26 protein-coding genes and 1 tRNA gene are annotated in these 23,898 nt (G+C 43.8%); 14 read left to right on the plus strand and 13 right to left on the minus strand.

Going from position 1 to position 23,898, the window contains the following annotated elements; genetic code table 11:
* Positions 1-70: 70 nt before the first annotated feature.
* Positions 71-1,699 carry a peptide chain release factor 3 gene (prfC, locus tag RM347_RS02430; protein WP_322717916.1) on the minus strand — a complete coding sequence of 543 codons (1,629 nt, stop codon included), beginning with the start codon at positions 1,697-1,699 and terminating at the stop codon, positions 71-73.
* Positions 1,700-1,822: 123 nt separating this feature from the next.
* Between prfC and RM347_RS02435 the strand changes: the two genes are divergently transcribed.
* From RM347_RS02435 to RM347_RS02475, 9 genes are all read left to right on the plus strand, one after another.
* Complete coding sequence (locus RM347_RS02435; protein WP_322717917.1) at positions 1,823-2,182, plus strand: DUF4870 domain-containing protein; 360 nt, start codon at positions 1,823-1,825, stop codon at positions 2,180-2,182.
* A 327-nt stretch (positions 2,183-2,509) separates the two neighbouring features.
* Complete coding sequence (gene hemB / locus RM347_RS02440; protein ID WP_322717919.1) at positions 2,510-3,490, plus strand: porphobilinogen synthase; 981 nt, start codon at positions 2,510-2,512, stop codon at positions 3,488-3,490.
* A gap of 13 nt (positions 3,491-3,503) precedes the next feature.
* Positions 3,504-3,929 (plus strand): hypothetical protein, encoded by a 426-nt coding sequence (locus RM347_RS02445; protein ID WP_322717920.1) that lies wholly within the window; start codon positions 3,504-3,506, stop codon positions 3,927-3,929.
* Positions 3,926-4,384 carry a type II toxin-antitoxin system VapC family toxin gene (locus tag RM347_RS02450; protein WP_322717921.1) on the plus strand — a complete coding sequence of 153 codons (459 nt, stop codon included), beginning with the start codon at positions 3,926-3,928 and terminating at the stop codon, positions 4,382-4,384. Before RM347_RS02445 ends, RM347_RS02450 begins: the two co-directional genes overlap by 4 nt.
* A 374-nt stretch (positions 4,385-4,758) precedes the next feature.
* Positions 4,759-5,742: an alpha-ketoacid dehydrogenase subunit beta gene (locus RM347_RS02455; RefSeq protein ID WP_322717922.1), complete on the plus strand. Its 984-nt coding sequence runs from the start codon at positions 4,759-4,761 to the stop codon at positions 5,740-5,742.
* A gap of 161 nt (positions 5,743-5,903) precedes the next feature.
* Positions 5,904-7,316, plus strand: a complete 1,413-nt coding sequence (gene secD / locus RM347_RS02460; RefSeq protein WP_322718143.1) for a protein translocase subunit SecD — start codon at positions 5,904-5,906, stop codon at positions 7,314-7,316.
* A complete protein-coding gene (gene secF, locus RM347_RS02465; RefSeq protein WP_322717923.1) occupies positions 7,313-8,302 on the plus strand; it encodes a protein translocase subunit SecF in 990 nt (329 codons plus the stop codon). Before secD ends, secF begins: the two co-directional genes overlap by 4 nt.
* 76 nt (positions 8,303-8,378) lie before the next feature.
* Positions 8,379-8,792: a hypothetical protein gene (locus RM347_RS02470; RefSeq protein WP_322718144.1), complete on the plus strand. Its 414-nt coding sequence runs from the start codon at positions 8,379-8,381 to the stop codon at positions 8,790-8,792.
* 97 nt (positions 8,793-8,889) lie between these two features.
* Positions 8,890-9,360 carry a GNAT family N-acetyltransferase gene (locus tag RM347_RS02475; RefSeq protein WP_322717924.1) on the plus strand — a complete coding sequence of 157 codons (471 nt, stop codon included), beginning with the start codon at positions 8,890-8,892 and terminating at the stop codon, positions 9,358-9,360.
* On the opposite strand, the gene RM347_RS02480 is transcribed toward RM347_RS02475, so the two are convergent.
* The 6 genes from RM347_RS02480 to RM347_RS02505 all read right to left on the minus strand — a co-directional run bounded on the left by RM347_RS02480 (position 9,323) and on the right by RM347_RS02505 (position 14,284).
* On the minus strand, positions 9,323-10,243 hold the full coding sequence (locus RM347_RS02480) for a sensor histidine kinase (protein WP_322717925.1): 921 nt from the start codon (positions 10,241-10,243) through the stop codon (positions 9,323-9,325). The genes RM347_RS02475 and RM347_RS02480 overlap by 38 nt on opposite strands.
* Before the next feature lie 98 nt (positions 10,244-10,341).
* The gene (locus tag RM347_RS02485) at positions 10,342-10,950 is read right to left on the minus strand and encodes an L-threonylcarbamoyladenylate synthase (RefSeq protein WP_322717926.1); all 609 of its coding nucleotides are present in this window, start codon (positions 10,948-10,950) and stop codon (positions 10,342-10,344) included.
* Between the two features lie 79 nt (positions 10,951-11,029).
* Positions 11,030-11,920: a peptide chain release factor N(5)-glutamine methyltransferase gene (gene prmC, locus RM347_RS02490; protein ID WP_322717927.1), complete on the minus strand. Its 891-nt coding sequence runs from the start codon at positions 11,918-11,920 to the stop codon at positions 11,030-11,032.
* A gap of 25 nt (positions 11,921-11,945) precedes the next feature.
* Positions 11,946-12,761, minus strand: a complete 816-nt coding sequence (locus RM347_RS02495; protein ID WP_322717928.1) for a Tic22 family protein — start codon at positions 12,759-12,761, stop codon at positions 11,946-11,948.
* Between the two features lie 597 nt (positions 12,762-13,358).
* Positions 13,359-13,432, minus strand: a tRNA-Pro gene (locus tag RM347_RS02500).
* A 300-nt stretch (positions 13,433-13,732) separates the two neighbouring features.
* Complete coding sequence (locus RM347_RS02505) at positions 13,733-14,284, minus strand: GNAT family N-acetyltransferase (RefSeq protein ID WP_322717929.1); 552 nt, start codon at positions 14,282-14,284, stop codon at positions 13,733-13,735.
* Between the two features lie 490 nt (positions 14,285-14,774).
* On the opposite strand from RM347_RS02505, the gene RM347_RS02510 reads away from it, so the two are divergent.
* Both RM347_RS02510 and RM347_RS02515 read left to right on the plus strand, forming a co-directional pair.
* Positions 14,775-15,494, plus strand: a complete 720-nt coding sequence (locus tag RM347_RS02510; protein WP_012410214.1) for a hypothetical protein — start codon at positions 14,775-14,777, stop codon at positions 15,492-15,494.
* 114 nt (positions 15,495-15,608) lie between these two features.
* A complete protein-coding gene (locus RM347_RS02515) occupies positions 15,609-16,520 on the plus strand; it encodes an alpha/beta fold hydrolase (protein ID WP_322717930.1) in 912 nt (303 codons plus the stop codon).
* A gap of 117 nt (positions 16,521-16,637) precedes the next feature.
* Here the strand turns inward: RM347_RS02515 and tsaD are convergent, their stop codons facing one another.
* Entirely contained in the window at positions 16,638-17,687 is a 1,050-nt protein-coding gene (gene tsaD, locus RM347_RS02520; protein WP_322718145.1) for a tRNA (adenosine(37)-N6)-threonylcarbamoyltransferase complex transferase subunit TsaD, read from the minus strand.
* A gap of 272 nt (positions 17,688-17,959) precedes the next feature.
* Between tsaD and RM347_RS02525 the strand changes: the two genes are divergently transcribed.
* The 3 genes from RM347_RS02525 to RM347_RS02535 all read left to right on the plus strand — a co-directional run bounded on the left by RM347_RS02525 (position 17,960) and on the right by RM347_RS02535 (position 19,437).
* Positions 17,960-18,454 (plus strand): Photosystem I reaction center subunit III, encoded by a 495-nt coding sequence (locus tag RM347_RS02525; RefSeq protein ID WP_322717931.1) that lies wholly within the window; start codon positions 17,960-17,962, stop codon positions 18,452-18,454.
* A 39-nt stretch (positions 18,455-18,493) separates the two neighbouring features.
* Positions 18,494-18,643: a photosystem I reaction center subunit IX gene (gene psaJ / locus RM347_RS02530; RefSeq protein ID WP_281485063.1), complete on the plus strand. Its 150-nt coding sequence runs from the start codon at positions 18,494-18,496 to the stop codon at positions 18,641-18,643.
* A 272-nt stretch (positions 18,644-18,915) separates the two neighbouring features.
* A complete protein-coding gene (locus RM347_RS02535; RefSeq protein ID WP_322717932.1) occupies positions 18,916-19,437 on the plus strand; it encodes a photosystem I reaction center protein subunit XI in 522 nt (173 codons plus the stop codon).
* Between the two features lie 66 nt (positions 19,438-19,503).
* Here RM347_RS02535 and gmk read toward each other — a convergent pair whose 3' ends face one another.
* From gmk to tyrS, 5 genes are all read right to left on the minus strand, one after another.
* Positions 19,504-20,103 carry a guanylate kinase gene (gene gmk, locus RM347_RS02540; protein WP_322718146.1) on the minus strand — a complete coding sequence of 200 codons (600 nt, stop codon included), beginning with the start codon at positions 20,101-20,103 and terminating at the stop codon, positions 19,504-19,506.
* A gap of 169 nt (positions 20,104-20,272) precedes the next feature.
* Positions 20,273-20,539: an extracellular matrix/biofilm regulator RemA gene (gene remA / locus RM347_RS02545; protein WP_073639751.1), complete on the minus strand. Its 267-nt coding sequence runs from the start codon at positions 20,537-20,539 to the stop codon at positions 20,273-20,275.
* A gap of 495 nt (positions 20,540-21,034) precedes the next feature.
* Positions 21,035-21,811: a hypothetical protein gene (locus RM347_RS02550; RefSeq protein ID WP_322717933.1), complete on the minus strand. Its 777-nt coding sequence runs from the start codon at positions 21,809-21,811 to the stop codon at positions 21,035-21,037.
* Positions 21,808-22,539, minus strand: a complete 732-nt coding sequence (gene pyrF / locus RM347_RS02555; RefSeq protein WP_322717934.1) for an orotidine-5'-phosphate decarboxylase — start codon at positions 22,537-22,539, stop codon at positions 21,808-21,810. Before pyrF ends, RM347_RS02550 begins: the two co-directional genes overlap by 4 nt.
* Positions 22,540-22,560: 21 nt before the next feature.
* Positions 22,561-23,751 (minus strand): tyrosine--tRNA ligase, encoded by a 1,191-nt coding sequence (gene tyrS, locus RM347_RS02560; RefSeq protein WP_322717935.1) that lies wholly within the window; start codon positions 23,749-23,751, stop codon positions 22,561-22,563.
* Positions 23,752-23,898: the final 147 nt, after the last annotated feature.

Here is a 23,898-nt window from a genome sequence, read left to right on the forward strand (position 1 = left end):
GTTTGTGCAGAAGCGCGAACCTCGGATGCCGTGGAAATCAACCGCGCTCAAGTTTTGCTTGTCAAGTGAATTATTCCTCCACTGGTTGTTGACTAGAAAATACTGGAGCGATCGCGCTTAATTTTAACTCTGGATGGTCGCCCAATAACTGTTGACAATTCCATTCATTGCGGAATAGCAACACTGGGCGTCCCATACTGTCTTTAACTGTAGTGGTATTGAATATCCGTCCCACTTTTTCTAATGCTTCCCAACCACCCTCAACCCAACGGGCGACACTGTAGGGCAATAACTCTAGTAGAGTTTCTACACCATACTCATTTTGTAAGCGAAACTGCACCACCTCGAATTGCAACTGACCCACCGCCGCCAAAATTGGATCGCGCTTGGCTTCATCAGTTGAATACATAATTTGCACAGCACCTTCTTCTCGCAATTCCGCAACGCCTTTTTGGAATTGTTTAGATTTCGAGGGGTTGGGATTCCTCAGAGACGCAAACAGTTCCGGCGAAAAATACGGAATTCCCTCATATTCGAGCTTTTGTCCCGTGTAAATTGTATCCCCGATCGCAAAAACACCAGGATTGTTCAAACCGATCACATCGCCAGGATAAGCCACATCAATCGATTCCCGCTCTTGGGCAAAGAGTTTTTGCGGGCGAGACAGACGGATGAGTTTACCAATGCGGGCGTGATTCACCATCATATCTTTTTCAAACTTACCAGTGCAGACCCGGATAAATGCGACGCGATCGCGGTGCTTCGGGTCCATGTTCGCTTGCAGTTTGAAGACAAACCCCGAAAATTCTGGGTATGTAGGAGCAACTTCGCCAACACTGCTGTAATGAGAACCGGGTTTGAGGGCATAGTCGAGGAAATACTTGAGGAATAACTCTACCCCAAAGTTAGTCATGGCGCTACCAAAGAACACAGGCGTCATTTTGCCTTCGTGTACTAACTGTAAATCTAGCTCTGGCCCAACTCCTTCTAACAGTTCTAGATCATTTTTCAGTTGGTAGTAGAGGTCTTGTTCTAGCTGTTCTTCTATTCTCGGATCACCTAACTCCACTATCGTATCACGGGCTTCTCGGCTGCCGTGGGCGCTGCGTTCAAACAGGTGTATTTGTTGCTTGTGTCGGTCAAAAACACCTTTAAAGCGATCGCCCATCCCAATTGGCCAGTTTACCGCATAGGTTTGCAATCCCAATTCTTGCTCAATTTCATCCAACAGTTCCAGAGGTTCCCTTCCTGGGCGATCGAGCTTGTTGATAAATGTAAAAATCGGGATACCCCGCAACTTACACACTTCAAACAATTTGCGGGTTTGGGGTTCCAAACCTTTTGCCGCATCAATTAACATCACGGCATTATCGGCAGCGGCGAGAGTGCGATAAGTATCTTCACTGAAATCTTGGTGTCCAGGAGTGTCTAATAAATTTATTTGACAATTCTGGTATTCAAATTGCAACACGGTGGAGGTAATAGAAATACCCCTTTGTTGTTCCATCGCCATCCAGTCAGAGGTAGCCTTGCGCTGTGCTCGTCGCGCCTTAACGGCCCCAGCTTCGTGAATTGCACCTCCGTACAGGAGTAGTTTTTCTGTTAGTGTAGTTTTACCCGCATCAGGGTGAGAAATAATCGCAAAGTTGCGGCGAAGTTCAACTGCTTGAATAAGTTCAGACTGAAGTTCAGTAGACATAAGTGTATTTGTTTGTTAGCTAGCTTAATTTTTTTGACTCTGGCAAGTCTTTTAATCTTAAGACAACGATGCTCGTGATAGGGTCGTAGTATAACCAACAATCTGACTAAATAGGAGAAAGGAATGTACGACACAGACAAGCGAAAGCTTCTATCTGCCTTGTCGCATGGAGCCATTTTTTTCAGCACAACACTGGTATCTGTGGGTATACCTATTGCCATACTGCTCGTATCTGACGATCCTGTTGTTAAAGAAAACGCTAAAGAATCCATCAATTTCCACTTTAATGTCTGGTTTTATGGAGGGATTCTCGGAGTACTGTTTTTTCTATTCGGTTGGTTAGTATTACCTCTATTATTGCTGGGGCCACTAGCCGGTCTGGGATATCTATTGCATTGGGGATTAACAATTTGGGCGCTCATCGGAGTTTTCAGCAATCCTGATATACCCTTCCGTTATCCCTATATTTTCCGAGTTTTCTAGCACGAATTTCTGAGGATTGGGCATTGTCAGTTATTGGTTACTAAGCTGTTGATCCTTGAATTTACACACAACCAATCGCCAGCATTTTGCCAACAGATGGTCTTACCATTTTGAATTTTGAATTGCTTCCTATGTTGTTTTTTTTCCAGTCCGTCGGATAGGTGCAACCAAGCTGTAGAATACAAAATTGCCCCACAACTTGATTAAGAGTAGGGCAAAGGACAGTTAAGCACTGTTTGTAGTCTGTCTGACGGCAGGAAAATTTTAGCCTGCTTTTGTGACGCTTTCTTTTGTGTCCATCTGCGTTGTATTTCTTCATAAAATTTTATGTTTCCTACACACCGCCCCCGTCGTCTGCGTACTCATCCTCAACTGCGCCGGATGGTTCGTGAAACTGTTTTGACAACAAGCGATTTAATCTACCCACTATTTGCTGTACCAGGTGAGGGAATCGCTAACGAGGTGAAATCCATGCCCGGAGTCTACCAACTTTCGGTAGATAAAATAGTTGAAGAAGCAAAAGAAGTTTACGACTTAGGAATTCCTTCTATTATTCTATTTGGTATCCCAGCTGATAAAGATGTGGATGCCACTGGTGCTTGGCATGATTGCGGTATCGTCCAAAAAGCAGCAACTGCCGTAAAAGCAGCAGTGCCAGATTTAATTGTAATTGCTGATACTTGTTTGTGTGAGTACACCAGTCACGGTCATTGTGGTTATCTGCAAGTTGGTGATTTAACAGGACGAGTTCTAAATGACCCAACTCTGGAATTGTTGAAGAAAACAGCAGTTTCCCAAGCGAAAGCCGGTGCCGATATCATCGCGCCTTCGGGAATGATGGATGGGTTTGTGCAAGCAATTCGCGTGGGTTTGGATGAAGCAGGATTTCAAGATACGCCGATTTTGTCTTATGCTGCTAAATATGCTTCGGGTTATTATGGCCCATTTCGGGATGCAGCAGACTCGACACCGCAATTTGGCGACAGAAGAACTTACCAAATGGACCCTGGTAACGCCCGCGAAGCAATTAAAGAGATTGAATTGGATATCGCCGAAGGTGCTGATATGCTGATGGTTAAGCCAGCCTTGGCATACATGGATATTATCTGGCGGGTAAAGGAAGCAAGTAACTTACCAGTTGCGGCTTACAATGTTTCTGGTGAGTATGCGATGGTGAAAGCTGCGGCTCTCAACGGTTGGATTGATGAAGAGCGCGTGGTTATGGAAACTTTAACTGGGTTTAAACGCGCTGGTGCAGACTTGATTTTGACCTACCATGCCAAAGATGCGGCGCGATGGTTAAAGTAAGGTGTGCGGTTGAATGGTAAGAATTGAGGAAATCTCACGCAGAGACGCCCAGGCGCAGAGTTGTGTTTTGGTGTTTGGGCGTGAGATTCTTTGTATTTTCGCTTGGGCTGGTGCGAAAATCAAACAAAATTTAACTAACCCGCGTTACATTTGTCATACAGGTATTGCAAATCCGATCAAAGGTATGCTCAGTGTAAGACTGGATGAAGAAACAGAACGACAGCTAGCCGATATTTTAGCTCACGAGCAAACGGAAAAGAGTGAGTTGATCCGACGTTTGATTGCTGAACGCTGGCTGACCTTACAAGCGGGTAAAACTTTGGTTGAGAGACGGGGTGGACACCCGGAACATCTGCTGCAAGATGCACCAAAGGATTTATCGGAACGCTCAAACCGTAAGAAAGCGATCGCTCAATATCTCAACAAGCGCCACCCATGACCTACTATCCGCTTATACTTGCGGATAGCGGGTTTTTGTTTGCGTACTACAGCGCCAGAGATCAGTATCACCAACAAGTGCGTCGCTTCTTTGAGAGTTGTACTTCTAGGCTTTTGACTAGGCCCATTTGTATTGCAGAAGTGGTGTGGTTGCTGAACTTAGATTGGCGTACACAAAACGAGTTTCTTCTAGATGTTGCTAAACAACTCTATGAGTGTGAGCAACTATTGCCGCAAGATTTTTCACGCATTGCTGAGTTAAATACTCAGTACAGAGATTTACCAGGGGATTTTGCAGATTTATCCTTGATCGTCATTTCGGAACGCTTAGATATTGCTGCGATGCCTTCTCTACGAGAGGCTTTGCCAACGGCGGGCTACGCCTACGCTAATTTGGACAGTGATTTTGATATTTATCGACGTTATCGGAAAAAACCTTTTGAGCGGGTGTTTTAGGGAGTGCGCTCACACTTATTTTGGGTCTTAACACCAAGTTATAAAATCTTGATTAGTAGGTGGTTCAACTGCTAACTTTGGCAGTACTAAATTCAGTGTAACTGCTTGCTTGCAGTTAAAATAGCATATTTTGCCCGAGATAGTACCTAAATATAGGATTGCCTAGTTTGCCAGAGTGGGAGGCGATCGCCTATAAAACTCATAAAACCGATAACATCTAAATTAAATAGCTTTGATATAGTTAGGGCAATTACTCGCTCTATGCTTGGGCGGTTCGTCTAAACAACTCAAACTCTAACTAGTGCGATCGCTCACCGTATTTGCGACAGCAGCACGATAAAATTCTAAAACCATAATCGTACTAAAAGGTCTAAATGGCAGAAACACTATTCTTCAACGCCTTACGGGAAGCCATTGATGAAGAAATGGCCCGTGACTCCAGCGTATTCGTTCTCGGTGAAGATGTAGGACACTACGGCGGTTCCTACAAAGTTACCAAAGACCTGTACCAAAAATATGGCGAACTCCGCATTCTAGACACCCCCATCGCCGAAAACAGCTTCACTGGCATGGCAGTGGGAGCAGCGATGACTGGGTTGCGTCCCATCATTGAAGGCATGAATATGGGCTTTTTATTGCTCGCCTTCAACCAAATATCCAACAACGCTGGGATGCTGCGCTATACTTCCGGCGGTAACTTTAAAATTCCGATGGTAATTCGCGGCCCTGGGGGGGTGGGAAGGCAGTTAGGCGCAGAACATTCCCAACGATTAGAAACTTACTTCCAAGCTGTGCCAGGGTTGAAGATTGTTGCCTGCTCCACACCAAGAAACGCCAAAGGACTACTAAAATCCGCAATCCGCGATGATAACCCTGTGTTGTTCTTTGAACACGTTTTGCTTTACAACTTGAAAGAAGATTTACCAGAAGAAGAATATTTACTACCCCTAGATAAAGCCGAAGTTGTGCGCCAAGGAAAGGATGTCACAATTATCACTTATTCTCGGATGCGGCATCATGTGCTGCAAGCGGTAAAAACTTTGGAAAAACAAGGTTATGATCCAGAAGTTATTGATTTAATCTCGCTCAAACCATTAGATTTTGAGACAATTGGCGCATCAGTACGGAAGACTCATAAAGTCATTGTGGTGGAAGAATCCATGCGAACTGCGGGTATTGGAGCAGAAGTCATCGCCTCAATAAACGATCGCTTATTTGATGAATTGGATGCGCCAGTACTACGACTTTCTTCCCAAGATATCCCCACACCTTACAACGGCAATCTGGAACGATTAACAATCATCCAACCAGAGCAAATAGTGGAAGCTGTGGAAAAAATGGTAGCGTTGCGAGTCTAAAAGTTAGGAGTTAAAAGTTAGGAGTTAAAAGTTAAGAATTCAATCTTAAATTTACAACTCCTAACTCCTAACTCCTAATTCACAACTCCTAACTCTCAACTCCCAACTCATAACTCCTCAAAAGAGCGCTATTATAGCGTTTGTCAGTTGCGAGTTATGGTATGCAAAGACAGCGATCGCTATTAATTTTGATTTTAGTCCTGATAATCGCCGCTATTACGGTGATTGCCACAATTCCGATACCCCTTGGACTCGACTTGCGCGGAGGCTCACAGCTAACAATTCAGGTGAAACCATCAACAGAAATTCCCAAAATCACCGAACGAGAATTGGAAGGTGTGAAGAAAGTTGTCGAAGGTCGGATTAATGGTTTGGGTGTTTCTGAGCCACTGATCCAAACAGTCGGCGCAGATAAAATATTGGTACAACTACCAGGAGTCAATGATCCTGAGCAAGCTGAACGGGTGCTAGGGGGTACAGCGCAGTTAGAATTTCGTAGCCAAAAGCCGAATACAGAAATCCCACTACTTGCTTTCCAAAAATCTAGAGTCGAATTGAAAGCCAAGCAAGAAGAGTTAAGAAAGAGTACCGACAAAGCAGCAATTGTCAAAAATCAAGAAGATTTACAGAAAAGTAATCAAGCGATCGCAGAATTGTTTGAAAGCACCAATCCACCGCTAATTGGCAAATACCTCAAGGATGCCTATGGTGAACCGACTCAAGGTAACAACTGGCATGTTGGCATTCGTTTTGACCAAAAGGGTGGTGAACTGTTTGCCGATTTGACGAAAAAGCTCGCCGGTACTGGGCGTAGCATTGGTGTTTTTCTGGACAATGAACTGATCAGCGCTCCTACCGTGGGTGTAGAATTTGCCGCCACTGGTATTACTGGTGGCTCTGCTGTGATTACAGGACGGTTTACTGCCCAAGAAGCCAATGACTTAGGCGTGCAACTACGCGGTGGCGCATTACCCGTACCAGTAGAAATCGCAGAAAGGCGGACAGTAGGAGCAACCTTGGGTAAAGATAGCATTCAAAGCAGTATTTATGCTGGAGTTGGTGGTTTGACTTTAGTATTAATATTCATGGTGTTTTACTATCGATTACCAGGACTGATTGCGGATGTGTCACTAGTGATCTACTCCCTCTTAACTTGGTCAACCTTTGCTTTATTAGGTGTCACCCTAACTTTGCCAGGAATTGCTGGTTTTATTCTCAGTATTGGGATGGCAGTTGATGCCAATGTGCTAATTTTTGAAAGGACGCGAGAAGAATTGCGGGCTGGTAAATCTCTGTATCGTTCTGTGGAATCTGGTTTTTACCGAGCATTTTCTAGTATTTTAGATAGCAACGTCACTACATGGATTGCTTGTGCTGCCCTGTTTTGGCTGGGGTCTGGTTTAGTCAAAGGCTTTGCTCTTACCTTAGCTTTGGGGGTAGCTGTGAGTATGTTTACCGCAATTACCTGTAGTCGGACATTGCTGTTTTTGGCAATTTCAATTCATTCTTTGCGGAAGACAGAACTTTTCTGTCCAAACCTGCCAGCGTCGAATAAGGCAGAGGTGACTCCATGAAACTGAGTATTAACAAATCGCGATCGCTTTGGTGGACTATTTCTGCCGTTATCATCCTCACCGGTATCATCTCAATGGTGATTTCTTGGCAACAACCCAATATTCGCGCACCCCTACGCCCCGGTTTAGATTTTATCGGTGGTACACGGTTGCAGTTTGTCCGAGATTGCACCAAACCCGGTAATTGCGACAAACCAATTGATATCAATGCTGTTCGGGAAGTAGCAAAGGCGCAAGGACTAGGTGATAGCAGCATCCAACTTATCTCGGAAAATGGGGCAGAAAATGGTGTATTAATTCGGTCAAAAGATTTGAGTGTCGATCAGCGTACCAACTTGCAAAATTCTTTAAGCGAACAAATTGGTGTTTTTGATCCGCAAAAAAACCAAATTGACTCCGTTGGCCCTACCTTGGGAAATGAACTGTTGAGGTCTGGGCTATTAGCTCTGGTAGTTTCCTTCATCGGTATTACTATCTATATGAGCTTCCGCTTCCAGTTAGATTATGCTGTGTTTGCGATCGTTGCCCTATTACACGATATCTTGATTACGGTAGGGGCTTTTTCAATTTTGGGTTTGGTGGCAGGCATCGAAGTAGATAGCCTTTTTATCGTCGCCTTACTTACCATTACAGGTTTCTCAGTCAACGACACAGTAGTGATTTACGATCGCATTCGGGAAACCATTAAAATCAATCCTGAACGCCCGATTGCCGAGATTGTAGATGATGCGGTTAACCAAACCTTGACAAGATCGATCAACACTACCTTAACCGTATTACTGACATTATCTGCTATCTTTCTATTTGGCGGAGAAACACTGAAAAACTTTTCCCTTGCTTTGATTATTGGCTTCACGATGGGAGCTTATTCAAGTGTTTTCATTGCCAGTACTCTCCTTACTTGGTGGCGAGAGCACAGGGGTCAATCCCAAGTGGTAGACAGCCCTAAACCGATTGATACATCTGCTAGTTCCCAGGATAGTTAAATAAACTTCTGTGCATTTCACAATTGGGTTAAAGCATTTTGAATTGCTCACCTATGCTTTGGAATTTTATTCCCCTATGGATCAACCGGAAGAACCATTAACTCCTGTCCCAGACTTTGAGAAATCTGACCCATCCTTTGCTCAACAAGTACAAAGGCTACATCAGCTGACAATATATGGCAGGTGGCTATTTGTCGGCTGTTTGTGGCTTACCATAGCGCCTGTTTCCTTGTGGGGACTACGTGCAGAAATTTCTCTGTGGCAACAATATTTTACCTGGGTGGCAGTGAGATTTGGACTCTTCTACCATCCATTGTCTACCTTCGGTCTAGCCTTTTGTCTTGGGATGACTGCTGCTGTTTTAGTTTGGCAAAGTCGGAATATCTTACTCGGACTACCAGAGCAGGAAAAACAACGTTTAGAAAAACAAGTTTATCGGATACGTCAGCAGGGCCCAACTCATCCTCTGTGGAAGTGGATTTGTCATTAAATTTTCTTTCTCGTTGCATATACATATACACGTAGAGCAATTTCTAGCAAAATATGACTTAACTATACAAAGATAGTGCCAAAAGTGGATGCCATACATGAATGAGTCTGAGATTCAATTTAGCTATCGCAAGTCTGAAATTGACCTTTACCAACTTCAAGAACTATTAAACGTTTCAGCTTTCTGGGCAAAGGGACGCAGTGTTGAAGATTTAGGTATAGCCATTGCCAACAGTGAGCCAGTGATTTCCGTCTACGATCGCGATCGACTCATTGGCTTTGCTAGAGCAACATCTGATGGCATATATCGCGCCACAATTTGGGATGTTGTCATTCATCCAGAGTATCAAAGTAGTGGGTTGGGAAGCAAGTTAGTAGAAACCGTTTTAACTCATCCCCGTATGAGGTGGGTTGAGCGCGTTTACCTGATGACTACTCACCAGCAGGGTTTCTACGAAAAAATTGGTTTTCAACCCAACACCACCACTACAATGGTGCTACACAACCTAGCTAACCGTGTTTTTGTTTCTGCTACAGAAGTTCAGCTTCAGGAATCACTAGGGGGATAGAAATTTGTAGTCTGGTAAGCTGCTGAGGTGCTTCCTTCGCAATGGTTGAGGGTAGAATTTCTAACTTTCCTCCCATAACTTCCACCAGAGTTTGATTGATTAATAGCCTCATTCCTGGGGAAAGAGCAGCGTTTTGTTGGTCAATCTGAGTCGGCTGATCTTCAGATTTGATCAAATCAATCGGCTCGCTCCAGGGTATAGCATGGGTTGGTACATCCAGCCAAATGTTTACAAAATTATTTGTAAGTAGGGTACTGCTGGAAATACAGATGCTGCCTTCCTCCATTTGAGTAATAGCAGTGTCTATTAAACTTATCAATATTTGGCGGAGCCAGAGGTTATCTGCCAAAATATAAATTTCTGGGTCTACTGGTAACAATTGCAAGGGAAAATTGCGATTTGCCGCCAGCATATAAGTTAATTTATGAACCTCCTCCAAAATTTGGGCTAAGGATCTAGGCTGAATATCTAATTTATTGGTACCATGTTCAGTTCTAGCAACACTGAGAATTTCATCCATCAGCTTGAGCAGCTTCAGCGTTCGCTCGTGAGCTTGGGCAATAAATTCTCGCTCTTCAGCTGGATCTTCACATAGATCGGACAAAATTAACTGATGTAAGCCAATCAAACCATTAAGGGGCGATCGCAATTCATGGGTAGTCCGCGCCAAAAAACCAGCTTTAAACTGACTCATTTCCCTTGCCATTTGATATGCCAGCTGCGTTTGCTGTAGCTGTTGCGATATTGGTGGCATATCCTGTTGAGCTAATGGCGCTACTAGGGATGAGCTAGATGAAACATTTGACGATCGTACAAATAACCGATCAAAAACGATACCTAGTGCTATTCCTGCTCCTAGATATATCCAGTTGCTCCAATTCATAATCTGGCAATTATTAACTTGTTAATTGATCACAACAGCGCAAACTTAAGTTCCAGATTTCTCTGCTGTTAAAATCAGGAAGACAACATTATAACTACCTATATCTGGTTATCACTCGAAATCTCTAACTCGATCGCACCTTGCCGCAAAATTTGCCAATTTATCCCTGTCCATTTAGCAACGGTAGAAGGTACACCCATTCCCGACATTTCACCTTGGTATTCTGTTGTTGCTAGAGTCAGAACCTTGGGAAACTGATTCTCAATTTCTGCCATCGTTTGCAAAGGTGGCTGACCGGAAAAATTGGCGCTAGTGGTGGCAAGAGGCCCTGTTTGCGCCAAAATAGTTTGAGCGATCGCACTCTTTGGGACTCGAATGCCAATTGTTGTCGGGTCAATCGGGTTCATAACTTTTGGCAGGCGTTCACTTGCTGGCAACACTAATGTCAGCCCTCCTGGCCAATATTTATCTGCTATTTCCTGCCAAACTTGATACTCGTTCTCACTACCTTTGACATACAGCCACAAATCTTCAGCACTAGCAGCCATCAAAATCAAAGGTTTGTCTTGACTGCGTTGCTTCGCCGCAAAAATTAATGCTGCTTTTTCGGGTATCGCTGCAAGTGCAGGAACAGTATCTGTGGGAAAGCTCACCAAAAGGCCAGCGCGTGCGCCAGCTATTAGATTTGTTAAAGAAACTTGTGTCATTTTTATAGAGTTAGGAGTTAGCAGTGAAGAGTAAATAATATTTTGTATCTTCTTTCTAATAACTCATAACTCATAATTCCTAACTTTTATAAGCAAGGGCAAAGCGTTCAATTCCAGCTAAATCAGCGTGAATTTGAATTTTACAATAGCTACCTTGATTTTGCAAAAGTTCACGCACTACATCCGCCTGTCCTGCCATCATCTCAATCAGCCACACGCCGCCAGGTTGCAAATAACTAGGGGCAATTTCTATCAAATGGCGAATACAATCTAAGCCATCACCACCACCATCCAAAGCTAGATGTGGTTCATGGTTAACTACTTCTGGTTGCAAAGTAGGTAAGGCGCTGGTGGGTATGTAAGGGGGGTTTGACACCATACCACTGAACTTACCTTTGAGGAATGCCAGTGGCTCCCACCAGGAACCTTGATAAAATTTAATCCGGTCAGCAAAACCTAAATTATGGGCGTTGGTTTGGGCGATCGCCAGAGCTTCTAAACTGTAATCAACTGCATGAATCGTTGCTTTTGGCAAGACATCTGCTAATCCCAGTGCGATCGCTCCACTCCCAGTGCCTAAATCTGCCCAGTCTCCTGAAGCATTACTAGCAGATGCTAAAGCTAAATCAATTAAGTATTCTGTCTCTGGTCTGGGAATCAAAACCGCACTTGACACTGCAATTTGAAAGTTACGCCAAGGTGTAACTCCAGCAATATACTGCACTGGTAAGCGGTCATTTAATCGCCTCTGCCATAAATGGTCTAACTCTTCTAGAGGCAATTGCAGCTGAATTTGGGGCCAGTTTTTAAAGGATTCCAAACGCAGTGCCAAGCGGTCTAACCCAGCAACTTCGAGCAGCAGCCAATCTACTTCCGTTTGTGGGACATTAGTGGCGATCGCTGCTTTAAGAGCTGCATTTCGCCACTGCCAAAGTTGTAAACCAGAAACTATCAGATGTTTCTCCCCCATACCTCAACCTTGAAACGCATATCCGTTATTTTTTCGGAGCGGGCGCAGCAGGCTTGGCAGCTGGTGATTGATTCGGCGCAAGCGATCGAATGAAATTGATGGACTCCCGTGATGGATAGAGAACAATTTTATTGATACTAGGATCGCTGCTGCTATTGAGAGCCTCCATAACACCGTACAAATCGACAACCTGAATTTCAGTGTTGTCTGCTTCCTTTGGCACGGCTTTTTTGAATTCGTCTAACAGAGCCACTGCTTGCTCTTTCTCAAAAAAGAAAGGGATGTAGCGCTCGTTGCCTTTGGCAACGGGAATGGTTATATAGCTATTATCTTTCTTAAATTTGGGTACAAATAAGGGAATACCATTGAATTGCTCCCCTTTTTTACCATTTTGATTCAGCATACTTGTTGCCGAAGCTACCTGTGCTTGCGTCGGTACTAAAGTATAAATTACAGAGTCTGATTTCTTTTTGCTTTCTTGGACTATTTTATAGTAGTCTGCCAAGGACAAAGGTCTAACCTGTAGGGTGCTTGCCAACTGGGGATTTTCTTTTTTGAGCCGATTGTCAAGGAATTTTTGAGCATCTTGCTTGCTAATAAAAAATCCTACTTGCGAGATCGGCTTGGATGCGTTGTTTCTCGAAAGAACTACAAATTCGCCTTTGGGATTGGTGAGCGTGAATACAGGTACTTCTTGGAGCTTTTTCACTACCTGATCTTGTGGCAACGCGATCGCTTCTAGATTGCCTATTCCTGGTAAATTGCCTATTCCTGAAAGCCCCGTTAAAAATACACTGCCAGCTATACCCAATGTTGCGCCTAAGCGAATAAATGATTTCATGACTGCTCCTCGCATCAATAGTCCAATTAAATTAAGCAAATGGTTGGATTTGCACAGCACCAACTAGCTTTAGTTATATAGCAATCTATTTCAGTTGGGAAAAATTCATTGTGCGCGTTGAGGTTGAGTGTTAAGGGTCAACGGTCAAAATCTAATCTTACCCAACTATTTGGGGTTGCTATAGTATGGTTTTTACAAATTGACTGTGCTAGGGTTGTGTGTTTGCCAATTTCGCTTTGCTATTCACCGCGAAATGGCGTAGATGCCTATTATATGTCTTCTCAAACAGTGAAAAGTCTCTACATCTCTCCAACCTTGGAGATGATAAAAGCCATTTTATCGGCTTTTTCTAATATAGGGTGACGCTATTACTTAATCAATCGTTCCATCTGCGCTTGCTTTAATATCTTCTCAAATATATACAAAGCTCAGTGTTAGAAATATCTTACTGCTTAAGGACAAAACTTACGTGTTAGGCTTCAACAGCCAACCCAATAGCATAACAGGCTAATTGATATTCTACGTAAAGATATGCAATTTAATTGCATATCTTAGCAAAAAAACTTTAGCCAATTTGCCTTAAATTTATTAATTAAATCGGGATGACAGGATTTGAACCTGCGGCATCCTGCTCCCAAAGCAGGCGCGCTACCAAGCTGCGCTACATCCCGGTTATACTTATCTACTTTTTTGGTTTAGTTTTAACTTACCATCAAAGCGATCACGCTTTCGCACAAGCATTAAGTTAACTATATCAGATAATACGGCTGATGCCTAATATCTTTTGTCTTCTGCAAAGACGAGCTAGATTACATCTTTACAGTGATAAAGGTTTTTCTGCCGACTTAGTTTTACAAGAGATATACTTGCTCGTTCGTCGGCTAAACCTAGTCAAACCAAACCTAAAATAATAGATTTATACTACCATACCTGATTTTATTGTGCGAATCGGGTTGTATTTGGATTGAGCGCTAGTGAGGATACCAGAACATGCCTTTGATGCCTTCTGGATCAGCCATAAACCCCATAGTTCGGTAGAAATCTACAACATGGGGATCGGCGAAGAGAGTGACATTACTAATTTCTTCGCTTCTAAGTTTTTTGAGAACGTATTTCATCAGTGCCTTACCCAGTCCTTGGCTTTGAAAGTCTGGGTGAACCACCACATCCCAAATAGTGGCATTAAACGCGTGATCTGAGGTAGCACGAGCAAAACCAATGAGCCGCTTTTGATTTCCTCTCACCTGCCACATTGAGGCAACGAGAAAACTATGCTCAATAGCTTTTTTTACTTTTCTTAGAGGACGACGCGACCAACCAACTGCATCACAAAGTTCTTCTAGCTCATATAGGTCAATATCTCGTTCCGTGCTGAAAACGATCCGAGCCTCCTTTGAAGAAGCTTCGCTAATGCTACTGGGGCTAGAGTTACCCGCAGTTTCAGCTGTATGCTCTTCAAAGGGGTTTGTCCTAGTTGTCCCTACAGATTCAGGAGTACTAAACCAAGTTTTCCAAAAACCCATGCCAACGTGGTTCGGGTAGTATAACTGAATTGGTTTCCACTCTCAGGAGTGTTGATTCACGTTTAACATAGCTACCCCCATTTACTACCCCTTACACTCAAAGTTTTTCGGTTGTTTTCGGGATTTGCAATGGTCACAGCTAGTTAGAGCGTGTTTCACACCAATCATTTTCAACTTTAGCATTTTGTTGTAGAGGCTAGGAGAAATTCACCAAAAGGGAAGAATATAAGTAATTCAAAATTCAAAATGGCAAAACCTAATCCTGGCAATTGCTCGTATAGAGCTTAAATGCACGTTAGCTTAGGAGTGAATTGTATACCAGGGATTGGGCATTGGGTATGGGGCATTGAAAAGAGGCGGAGGGAAAAACTCTTCTCCCTTGTTCCCTGCTCCCTTGCTTCTTCCCCAGTCCCCAATCTCCAGCCCCCAACACCCAGCACCCAACACCCAGCCCCCAGGTGACGAAAGCAAGCGAGTCTTACCCTTAACAATGGCTTCTGGTTTAAAATCTTCGACACTGGAACTTCTAAAGCGCTTTAACCGAGCGTTTCCCCAGTTTTATGAGCAATTCGTCAGCAGTGAAATTCAACTGCAAAATTTGCGGCTAGCCTACCGTCTTTATAAAACTAGACGTGCTGTTATTGAACTGAAACCGGAAGGTAGCAAAAGTGCCCTGCATTTTGCTTACCGCAACCAGTCTTTTCTCCTTAGCGATATTTTTGGTGTACTAGCAGCTTATGGGTTGACTATCCACGGTCTGAGTCTATATGGTCAGATCCGTCCACCGATGTTAGTTTTTATCAAACTGTTGGTATCTCGTGGTAGTAAAGCCTTGACCGAGAAAACCGCAGAAAATGTCTGTCGCGCCATTCGCGAGGCTTTAGGAGGTCGGTTTGAGGTAGAAGAAATGCTGGCAGTAGAATTCAATCTTGATACTGGCTTAGAGCAGGTACAAACTGAGTTCTATGTAGATCCGGTCTTTCATCTCCCTGCCCTAGTGATTGAAGCCGATAATCAACCAGGATTATTCTACAAAGTTATGTACGCCATCTGGCAGGAAGACCTTTTGGTAGTCAATGCCAATTTACTGGTTTGGCGCGGACGTACACGGCTAATTCTCTACTTGTTGGGGCCGAATGAAAGTCTAATTCCTGAATATCTGGGTCACAAAATTGCTGAAGGAGTGCGACAGAGGTTGCTGGGTAAATGAAGAAAGTGAGGAGTTATGAGTTACGAGTTAAAAATTAACAACTCTTCATTCTTAACTTCTAACTCTTCGCACTCAGTATTTAGTCGCACCCGCCCTTAAGGGTACGATATAAGTATGGCAACTATTGAAATCTTGGGCGTTCCACACGCATACGAGCTAACGGCTCCCACTTCCTGCCCCCATGCTTTAGTATTTATCCACGGTTGGCTCAATAGCCGTGGATATTGGCAACCTGTGATTTCTCGCCTATCAGATAATTTGCAGTGCCTTTCCTATGATTTGCGGGGTTTTGGTGAATCGCAATCCCAGGTAAAAACCGATTTTAGTCGAGCACAAACGTCTCTGAGCCTGACGCCTATCTCCGGTAGTGCGGTTGGCTCACCTTTCGATTCTCTTTATACTCCTGCTGCCTATGCTCAGGATTTAGCAGTTCTTCTGAAACAGCTGAATATTACCAGTGCTTGGCTAATTGGTCACTCGTTGGGTGGAACGATCGCTCTTTGGGGAGCAGATCAAATACCTGAGTGTGTTAAGGGAGTTATCTGTATCAACGCTGGCGGTGGTATTTACCTCAAAGAAGCCTTTGAGCAGTTTCGCTCGGCGGGTCAGAAATTTTTGCAAGTCCGCCCACGCTGGCTGTCCCAAGTGCCTTTGATTGATTTGCTGTTTACCAGAGCCAGTGTGGCTCGTCCTTTGGAGCGCTACTGGGCACGTCAGCGGGTAATAGATTTCGTTGTGGCTGACCCAGAAGCAGCTCTGGGAACTTTGTTAGACTCCACAACCGAAGAAGAAATCAATCGTTTACCTGAGCTAGTATCCCAACTGAAGCAACCAGTTTATTTTTTGGCTGGCGCAGAAGACAAAGTTATGGAACCCAAGTATGTGCGTCATTTAGCTAGCTTCCACAGACTGTTCCAATACTGTGGTGACAATGTTCTGGAAATTCCTAATTGCGGACATCTAGCTATGTTGGAGCAACCGGATGCAGTGGCTGATCATATCCGGTCAATAGTTATTAGTCATTAGTCATTGGTCATTGGTCATTGGTCATTGGTTATTCATGGTTAAAACTAACAAATGACAAAGAGAGAAGTCGGAGCACTGGAAGCCGGCACTCTGAACTTCGGGACAAATGACAAATGACTATTCAACAGGTTGATACAACTTCATCACCTGGGTAAGCGCTAACCTAGACTCAACACCTAGGGTGAGGGGGGATGTATGACCACGAGATAGATGTTCAGCAGCGGCACAGCCAATCATGGCGGCGTTATCGGTACAGAATTTTAGAGGTGGGAATAGAACACGTAGGTTATGTTCAACGGCGGCGGCTTGGAGATTTTTTCTCAACCCGCTATTAGCTGCTACACCGCCACCAATGGCAATTGTCTCTAGACCATAGTCAAGGGCACAGGCGATCGCTCTTTTGGTTAGCGATCGCGCTACGGTATCCTGAAAGCTAGCTGCTACATCTGCCACTGGCACTTGTCCATCATCTTTCTCTAACTGCTGTACTAAACGTAATACAGCCGTTTTTAATCCACTAAAACTCGCATCATAACGATGAAACCCCCCACCTGGTAGAGAAACTCTTCCTTCCGGTAGGGCAAAGGCTTGAGGATTGCCCTCTTGTGCCAGTTTGTCAATCACTGGCCCACCCGGATAACCCAGCTTTAACAATCGCGCCACTTTATCAAAAGCTTCACCCGCTGCATCATCACGGGTTTGTCCCAGTGTTTCGTAACTACCACAATCTTTGACATAAATCAAGCTTGTATGTCCGCCAGAAACTAATAAACTCAAGAAAGGGGGATTTAAACTTGATTCACTCAAGTAAGTTGCGTAAATGTGACCTTCAAGGTGATGAACTCCCAAAAATGGTTTGTTATGTACCATCGCCAGGGTTTTGGCAGCAGTTAACCCCACCAACAGCGCTCCTACGAGTCCAGGGGCACAAGTGGCGGCAATTGCGTCAATTTTTCCCCAGTCTAGTTGGGCTTGCTCTAAGGCTTGAGCGATCGCTTCATTGATTGTTTCCAAGTGCTGGCGAGACGCTACTTCTGGCACTACCCCGCCATACTGCTGATGGACTGGAATTTGCGAGGCTACGATACTGCTGCAAACTTTACGATTGTTAACAATTGCGACGGCAGTTTCATCACAGCTGGTTTCTATTGCTAAAACGGTTGCCATTGAGAGTGCTGAGTGCTGAGTTTTGAGTAGTAGAGACAAAAAATTCCTTCTTTACTACCCTACAACAACAATTCTTATACTTAGGACTCGTTACTCACCACTTAGCACCCGATAAGGACTTGGTTGAGAAGCTTTAACTTTTATTTACTGAAACTTTACTCGGTTCCCACCCAAGAGTATGATGACTTCCTAGTTATGCAAATAAACAACTGTACAAGCCGCTTCGTTTTGTACAAAGAACTTCTTGTTTTGTAATAAAAGGAAACAACTCTATGCGACGATTGTTTGCTTTGATGTTAGCGATTAGTCTTTGGTTCAACTTTGCCCCCCCAGCGCAAGCTTTAGGGGCTAATTTGACACCGTGCAAGGACAATCCCGCTTTTCAAGAGCTAGCAGCTAATGCCCGTAATACCACCGCTGATCCCCAATCCGGGAAAAAGCGGTTTGAGCGTTATTCTCAGGCGCTATGCGGCCCCGAAGGTTATCCCCACTTAATTGTTGATGGTCGTCTAGATCGTGCTGGTGACTTCCTTATCCCTAGCATTCTATTTCTATATATTGCTGGTTGGATTGGTTGGGTAGGTCGTACCTATCTGCAAGCGATCAAAAAGGAATCTGACACTGAACTAAAAGAAATCCAAATCGATCTTGGTTTGGCACTACCCATAATAGCGTCAGGCTTTACTTGGCCAGTAGCAGCACTCCAAGAGTTTCTCTCTGGAAAATTGACAGCCAAGGATACAGAAATTCCCATTTCCCCACGCTAAAACAGCTTAACTAATTCATTTGTTTTGGAGACTAAATTCATGGCAGACAAAGGCGACCAATCATCCTATTTGGTTAAGTTTATTTCCACAGCGCCCGTGGCAGCTACGATATGGCTGACCATCACAGCAGGCATCTTGATTGAATTCAACCGCTTTTTCCCCGACTTACTTTTCCACCCACTGCCATAAGTGTTAAATGGAATTTAGGACAGTTGAATGTCTTGTCTTTTGCCTAATATTGTGTAGTTGATGTATTCAGCTTAGTTAGGCAGAATTATCACTAAAATAGGCAACAAAAATAGTTTTTTGAAACTCGTGATTCTGTTTACAGGTCGCGAGTTTCACGGCTTTAAACTCGCTAAATTAATTTTTCTAAACTTCCTAGCTAAAAGACATCTTTAGCTACAATTATTATTAATATAAAAATGCCAGCATTTTAATTTAGAGGCGAACAATAAGATATGGCACAAGCAGTAGATGCATCAAAGAATCTTCCTAGCGATCCCAGAAATCGGGAAGTTGTTTTTCCCGCATTCGGCGATCCACAGCTAGGCAACCTAGAAACCCCGGTTAATTCTTCTCCCTTGATCAAGGGGTTCATTAATAATTTACCTGCCTATCGCTCAGGCCTGACTCCTTCTAGGCGCGGTTTAGAAGTAGGCATGGCTCACGGTTACTGGCTGTTCGGACCCTTTGCCAAATTGGGCCCACTGCGGGACACAGATAATGCTAACTTAGCTGGGTTACTAGCAGCCATTGGCCTGGTTGTACTTCTCACCGGCGCATTATCACTGTATGCCAATAGCAATCCGCCCAAAGCACTTCCTAGTGTTACCGTACCTAAACCTCCAGCAGATGCTTTTAACTCTAAAGAAAGCTGGAACAACTTCGCCAGTTCTTTCTTGATTGGTGGTATTGGTGGTGCAGTAGTTGCTTACTTTTTAACTAGTAATTTGGCACTAATTCAAGGTCTATTTGGTTAATTACTAGGAGTTAGGAGTTAGAAGTTAGGAGTTTAAATTCATAACTTCTAACTCTTAACTCCTAACTTATTTAAACAAAACTGCTTCAATCTCATTTAAAGCAGTCTCAAAATCGTCATTAACGATTTGAATATCAAATTCATCTGCGGCTTGAACTTCTTCTTGGGCGCGCAGTAGACGACGGGCGATCGCTTCTTCAGAGTCTTGGGCGCGAGAGCGTATCCGTTTCTCTAATTCATCAAAGGAAGGCGGTAAAATAAAAATGCTGAGGGCACTGGGGAAGGAAGCACGAATTTGTCTTGCTCCTTCTAGTTCAATTTCCAGCACCACCAACTTACCCGAATGAATTTGGTTAAGTACAGCTTCACGGGGTGTGCCGTAATAGTTACCAGCAAATTCTGCCCATTCTAAAAATTCACCTTCAGCAACTAATTGTTCAAACTTAATGCGGCTAATAAAGTAATAACTTTTGCCATCGATTTCCCCTGGACGGGGAGAACGAGTTGTCACGGATACGGAATAATAGAGTTCTGGATGACGCTCTAGGAGCGATCGCATTAAAGTGCCTTTACCAACCCCACTGGGGCCAGTTAAAACAATTAACCTGCCTAAATGTAAGCATTCTTTGGTAGTAGCACTACTCTGGATGGGTAAAACTGGCATCATCCCTTCAACCTGTGAATCAATCAATAGATATTATTCATTAGTCTTGTGTTCCTGGCCTAGTCCACTAGTGACTAAAGAATTTGTAGCAAGAGTGACAGAAAACTTGTCTAATTCACATGGTACTGCCGATATGGTGCAAATAGAAGTGAGATTGTTAATCCACTCCTAATCAATTATCTACAGTCTGATGATCGCGGGAAATCACAAAACGATTTGCTACCGTTTCCGGCTGAATCGCTGACAGAATTACGTGGCTGGAATCGGTAATAATTACAGCCCTAGTCCGACGGCCATAAGTTGCATCAATCAGTTGACCTCTATCCCGTGCATCGGTAATAATCCGCTTAATCGGGGCAGACTCTGGACTGACAATGGCAACTACTCGGTTGGCAGACACTATGTTACCAAAGCCGATGTTGATTAACTGAATGTCCATAAAAAAACTGACGCTAAACGCGGTTTGAGAAGCATGAAATAAACTTATCCTCATGTTATCGCCAAAAAACAGGAGTTACAACGCTTAAATTCAAGCCAGTCTGCGTTTTTAAATAATGTCTGCTTTTTTTAGCAATTTATCAGCTATTCTTCCTGAAAATCCTCCCAAAGATATAGGTGCAATTCCACTGATACAAGCTAATTGGATGATGTACATTTATTTGGTTTGAAATAAGTATCTGAATTGAAAATTGATAAAGAGCAAAATTGATTGGAACGGTCTAGCTCTAACTGCGTGTCAATGCAGCTCAATTGGTATTCTTGGGTCATAGCGAAAATCTTTGGTTTCGCGTTGACACTCGCAATAATCAAAATTTTGCTCCATCTGGAGAATTATGATGAGCAAGCGTTATTTCTTCTCCGTATTCATTATCCGATCGCCTAACTGAGCGATCGCATCTGGCAACTACACGCCTCACTGATGGAGCTGCGATCGCTAGTAGATGCTGGTACGATATCTGTAACTGAATTCGCTGTGCTTGAAAGTTCGACGAAATTCAATTTTGTCTCCCAGATTTACAGCACGCATTCGTCGTACACTTCCAGTTTGGCAATCACGTAACCAAGTTTTAATCCCTTGGGCAACGGTACCGTTACTACTATCACGTGGTGGGGATAGTGGCTGCTGTTCTGAATGAGAACCAGCTTGAGAAAACATCATCACTAGTTGCCAACCGCTTTTAGTTTTAGTCAACAATAGCCAGTGGAATTGTTGCAATTCTACAACTTTCTTTCCTATGTACTGCCGCTCCAAGGTAGTAAAGAAAACTTGCTCAACTCCTGATGCAGTACTTTTAGGCGCATCTGCACTATATTCTTCAAGGTTAAGGGGCAGAGGAGTAAACTCAGCCCTTCCTGCCACTAGCATATAACTGTAAACATCACTGCTTCTTCTGAGGCGACGGGCGCGTTGACTAGCGCGATTAGTATAACTGGGTAAATCTTGCAGTAGCTGTATAGTTAATGTTTCTAAATTTTGCTCAGAACACAAAGACCTTGCCCCATTGTTAACATTTTCCTTTTCTGCTAGCGCAGAGGGTTTAGGGGTGAGGTTTATCGAGAACGCTGGGTAAGCAAGGCTGTTTGATACTACAACCCAGAAGCTACAAGCAAAAAGCCAACTATAATTTTTCTTCCTGAGCGAAGAGTCAAGATTGTTCTCGCCTACACCCTGGACTCTGTCCCCCAGTTTCTCACTGACTCTTAGCTTCATGCCACCGTGCTTAACTCCTCAGAAATCCTTTTCCAGGCTAACTCAGGCTCAGTCGCAGCGGTGATGGGACGCCCAATTACTAGGTAATCTGCACCTGCTTTAATGGCTTGCCTTGGGGTAAGCGATCGCTTTTGATCGCCAATATCAGCCCAAGTTGGTCTAACTCCTGGACAAACAAGCAAAAAGTCATTTCCACAAGTTTGTCGTAGCTGTGCCACCTCTTGAGGCGAACAAACTACCCCATCCAAACCAGATTCTTGAGCAAGTAGGGCCATTTCTAGAGCATATTCTGGCAATTCTAGGGGTATTTTTAAATCAAATGCCAACTGCCGAGCAGAAATGCTTGTTAGCAGGGTAATCGCAATTAACTTTGGTGGTTCTACACCTGCTTTTGCAGCCCCTTCCTGTGCCGCCTCAGTTGCGGCTTTTAGGGCATCTCTACCAGCAGTAGCATGAATTGTCAGTAAATCCACTCCGTATCTAGCTGCACTCCGGCAAGCACCAGCAACGGTATTGGGGATATCATCAAACTTTAAATCCAAGAAAATGCGCTTTTGTCGGGACTTCAGGACTTCTAGAATTTTCGGGCCAGTGCTGGTAAATAACTCTAAGCCGACTTTCCACCAAACCACTTGCGGAAGTTGATTTATAAGAGCGATCGCACTTTGTTCATCCGGCACATCCAATGCCACAATCACTCGTTGTTCTGCCTGTTCACCATTCCCCATTCTCTACTCCCCATTCGCCATTTAAGACACTAAGCGCACAAACTTATTTTTCCCGACTTGTAAAACCTTACCTTGTAACTCAGCAGGATCAGCAAAAGTAGTATCAACATCGGTAATGCGATCGCCATCTAAGCGCACCCCACCCTCTTGAATTTTCCGCTTTCCTTCTCCTGTACTTTTACACAAGCCAGTGACATTGAGAATATAAGCTAACTTAGTAGGAAATTGCTGCACGTCAGCTAGAGAAAATTCTGGAACTGCACCTTCCTTACCGCCGCTTTGGGCTGCTTCTTTTGCCTCTTGGGCTGCGGTTTTGCCGTGGTACTGTTTAACAACTTCCCATGCTAGGAGTGTTTGGCGATCGCGGGGATTTTCTGGCAGTTTGTCCAAAGGTAAATCCGTCAACAGTTCAAAATACTGTGACAGCAGATGATCGGGAACTCCCTGCAACTTTTGATACTTTTGTCCTGGGTGTTCTGACAATCCGATATAATTACCTAAAGACTTAGACATTTTTTGCACGCCATCCGTGCCAATCAAAATTGGCAGCAGCATTCCAAATTGGGGCTTTTGACCAAAATGGCGCTGCAAATCTCTGCCTACAGCAATGTTAAATTTCTGATCAGTCCCACCTAATTCCACGTCTGCCTCAACTGCAACCGAATCAAAACCTTGCATTAACGGGTACAGGAACTCATGGATAAAAATCGGATTCTCTTTTTTATAGCGATCGGCAAATCCTTCTTTCGCTAACATCTGCCCCACCGTCATCGTGGAGAGTAACTCCAAAATTTTCTCTAAGTTTAGCCCAGAGAGCCATTCGGAGTTATAGCGCACCTCTAACCTTCCTGGTGTGTCAAAATCCAAGATAGGACGTACTTGATCGAGATAAGTCTGAGCATTTTGCGCTACCTCTGCTTCTGTAAGCTGACGACGCACTTCAGATTTCCCAGTTGGATCGCCAATCCGCGCTGTAAAATCGCCAATAATTAAAACTGCTGTATGACCTGCATCTTGAAAACCTCGCAGTTTTCGTACTGGTATGCTATGACCTAGATGAATATCAGTACCCGTCGGGTCAATCCCCAATTTTACCCTCAAAGGTTGGTTTGTAGTTAGTAAGAGCCTTTCTAGACTTTCGCTGTTAACATCAACTGATTGTGGGAAAACTTCTACTACACCACGACGCAGCCAAGCAAAATCTTGCGTCATCTTAAGAGACTCATTATTAGCTATGTTTTGCACACTAGAAGTTAAGTTGGTTATAAACACTTGCAATTTATCCACTTTCTCATCTGCCAAACTACTATAATTGCAAAAAATTAACCGCCTTGCTTCGCCCAATCAATTACAGTTAAA

The sequence above is a fragment of the Nostoc sp. ChiQUE02 genome, from assembly GCF_034531305.2.
Taxonomy (GTDB): domain Bacteria; phylum Cyanobacteriota; class Cyanobacteriia; order Cyanobacteriales; family Nostocaceae; genus Nostoc.

Excerpts from the sequence above, each read along its gene's own strand:
- prfC (WP_322717916.1), bottom strand. The coding sequence starts at position 1,699 with ATGTCTACTGAACTTCAGTCTGAACTTATTCAAGCAGTTGAACTTCGC.
- RM347_RS02435 (WP_322717917.1), top strand. The coding sequence starts at position 1,823 with ATGTACGACACAGACAAGCGAAAGCTTCTATCTGCCTTGTCGCATGGA.
- hemB (WP_322717919.1), top strand. The coding sequence starts at position 2,510 with ATGTTTCCTACACACCGCCCCCGTCGTCTGCGTACTCATCCTCAACTG.
- RM347_RS02445 (WP_322717920.1), top strand. The coding sequence starts at position 3,504 with ATGGTAAGAATTGAGGAAATCTCACGCAGAGACGCCCAGGCGCAGAGT.
- RM347_RS02450 (WP_322717921.1), top strand. The coding sequence starts at position 3,926 with ATGACCTACTATCCGCTTATACTTGCGGATAGCGGGTTTTTGTTTGCG.
- RM347_RS02455 (WP_322717922.1), top strand. The coding sequence starts at position 4,759 with ATGGCAGAAACACTATTCTTCAACGCCTTACGGGAAGCCATTGATGAA.
- secD (WP_322718143.1), top strand. The coding sequence starts at position 5,904 with ATGCAAAGACAGCGATCGCTATTAATTTTGATTTTAGTCCTGATAATC.
- secF (WP_322717923.1), top strand. The coding sequence starts at position 7,313 with ATGAAACTGAGTATTAACAAATCGCGATCGCTTTGGTGGACTATTTCT.
- RM347_RS02470 (WP_322718144.1), top strand. The coding sequence starts at position 8,379 with ATGGATCAACCGGAAGAACCATTAACTCCTGTCCCAGACTTTGAGAAA.
- RM347_RS02475 (WP_322717924.1), top strand. The coding sequence starts at position 8,890 with ATGAATGAGTCTGAGATTCAATTTAGCTATCGCAAGTCTGAAATTGAC.
- RM347_RS02480 (WP_322717925.1), bottom strand. The coding sequence starts at position 10,243 with ATGAATTGGAGCAACTGGATATATCTAGGAGCAGGAATAGCACTAGGT.
- RM347_RS02485 (WP_322717926.1), bottom strand. The coding sequence starts at position 10,950 with ATGACACAAGTTTCTTTAACAAATCTAATAGCTGGCGCACGCGCTGGC.
- prmC (WP_322717927.1), bottom strand. The coding sequence starts at position 11,920 with ATGGGGGAGAAACATCTGATAGTTTCTGGTTTACAACTTTGGCAGTGG.
- RM347_RS02495 (WP_322717928.1), bottom strand. The coding sequence starts at position 12,761 with ATGAAATCATTTATTCGCTTAGGCGCAACATTGGGTATAGCTGGCAGT.
- RM347_RS02505 (WP_322717929.1), bottom strand. The coding sequence starts at position 14,284 with ATGGGTTTTTGGAAAACTTGGTTTAGTACTCCTGAATCTGTAGGGACA.
- RM347_RS02510 (WP_012410214.1), top strand. The coding sequence starts at position 14,775 with ATGGCTTCTGGTTTAAAATCTTCGACACTGGAACTTCTAAAGCGCTTT.
- RM347_RS02515 (WP_322717930.1), top strand. The coding sequence starts at position 15,609 with ATGGCAACTATTGAAATCTTGGGCGTTCCACACGCATACGAGCTAACG.
- tsaD (WP_322718145.1), bottom strand. The coding sequence starts at position 17,687 with ATGGCAACCGTTTTAGCAATAGAAACCAGCTGTGATGAAACTGCCGTC.
- RM347_RS02525 (WP_322717931.1), top strand. The coding sequence starts at position 17,960 with ATGCGACGATTGTTTGCTTTGATGTTAGCGATTAGTCTTTGGTTCAAC.
- psaJ (WP_281485063.1), top strand. The coding sequence starts at position 18,494 with ATGGCAGACAAAGGCGACCAATCATCCTATTTGGTTAAGTTTATTTCC.
- RM347_RS02535 (WP_322717932.1), top strand. The coding sequence starts at position 18,916 with ATGGCACAAGCAGTAGATGCATCAAAGAATCTTCCTAGCGATCCCAGA.
- gmk (WP_322718146.1), bottom strand. The coding sequence starts at position 20,103 with ATGATGCCAGTTTTACCCATCCAGAGTAGTGCTACTACCAAAGAATGC.
- remA (WP_073639751.1), bottom strand. The coding sequence starts at position 20,539 with ATGGACATTCAGTTAATCAACATCGGCTTTGGTAACATAGTGTCTGCC.
- RM347_RS02550 (WP_322717933.1), bottom strand. The coding sequence starts at position 21,811 with ATGAAGCTAAGAGTCAGTGAGAAACTGGGGGACAGAGTCCAGGGTGTA.
- pyrF (WP_322717934.1), bottom strand. The coding sequence starts at position 22,539 with ATGGGGAATGGTGAACAGGCAGAACAACGAGTGATTGTGGCATTGGAT.
- tyrS (WP_322717935.1), bottom strand. The coding sequence starts at position 23,751 with ATGACGCAAGATTTTGCTTGGCTGCGTCGTGGTGTAGTAGAAGTTTTC.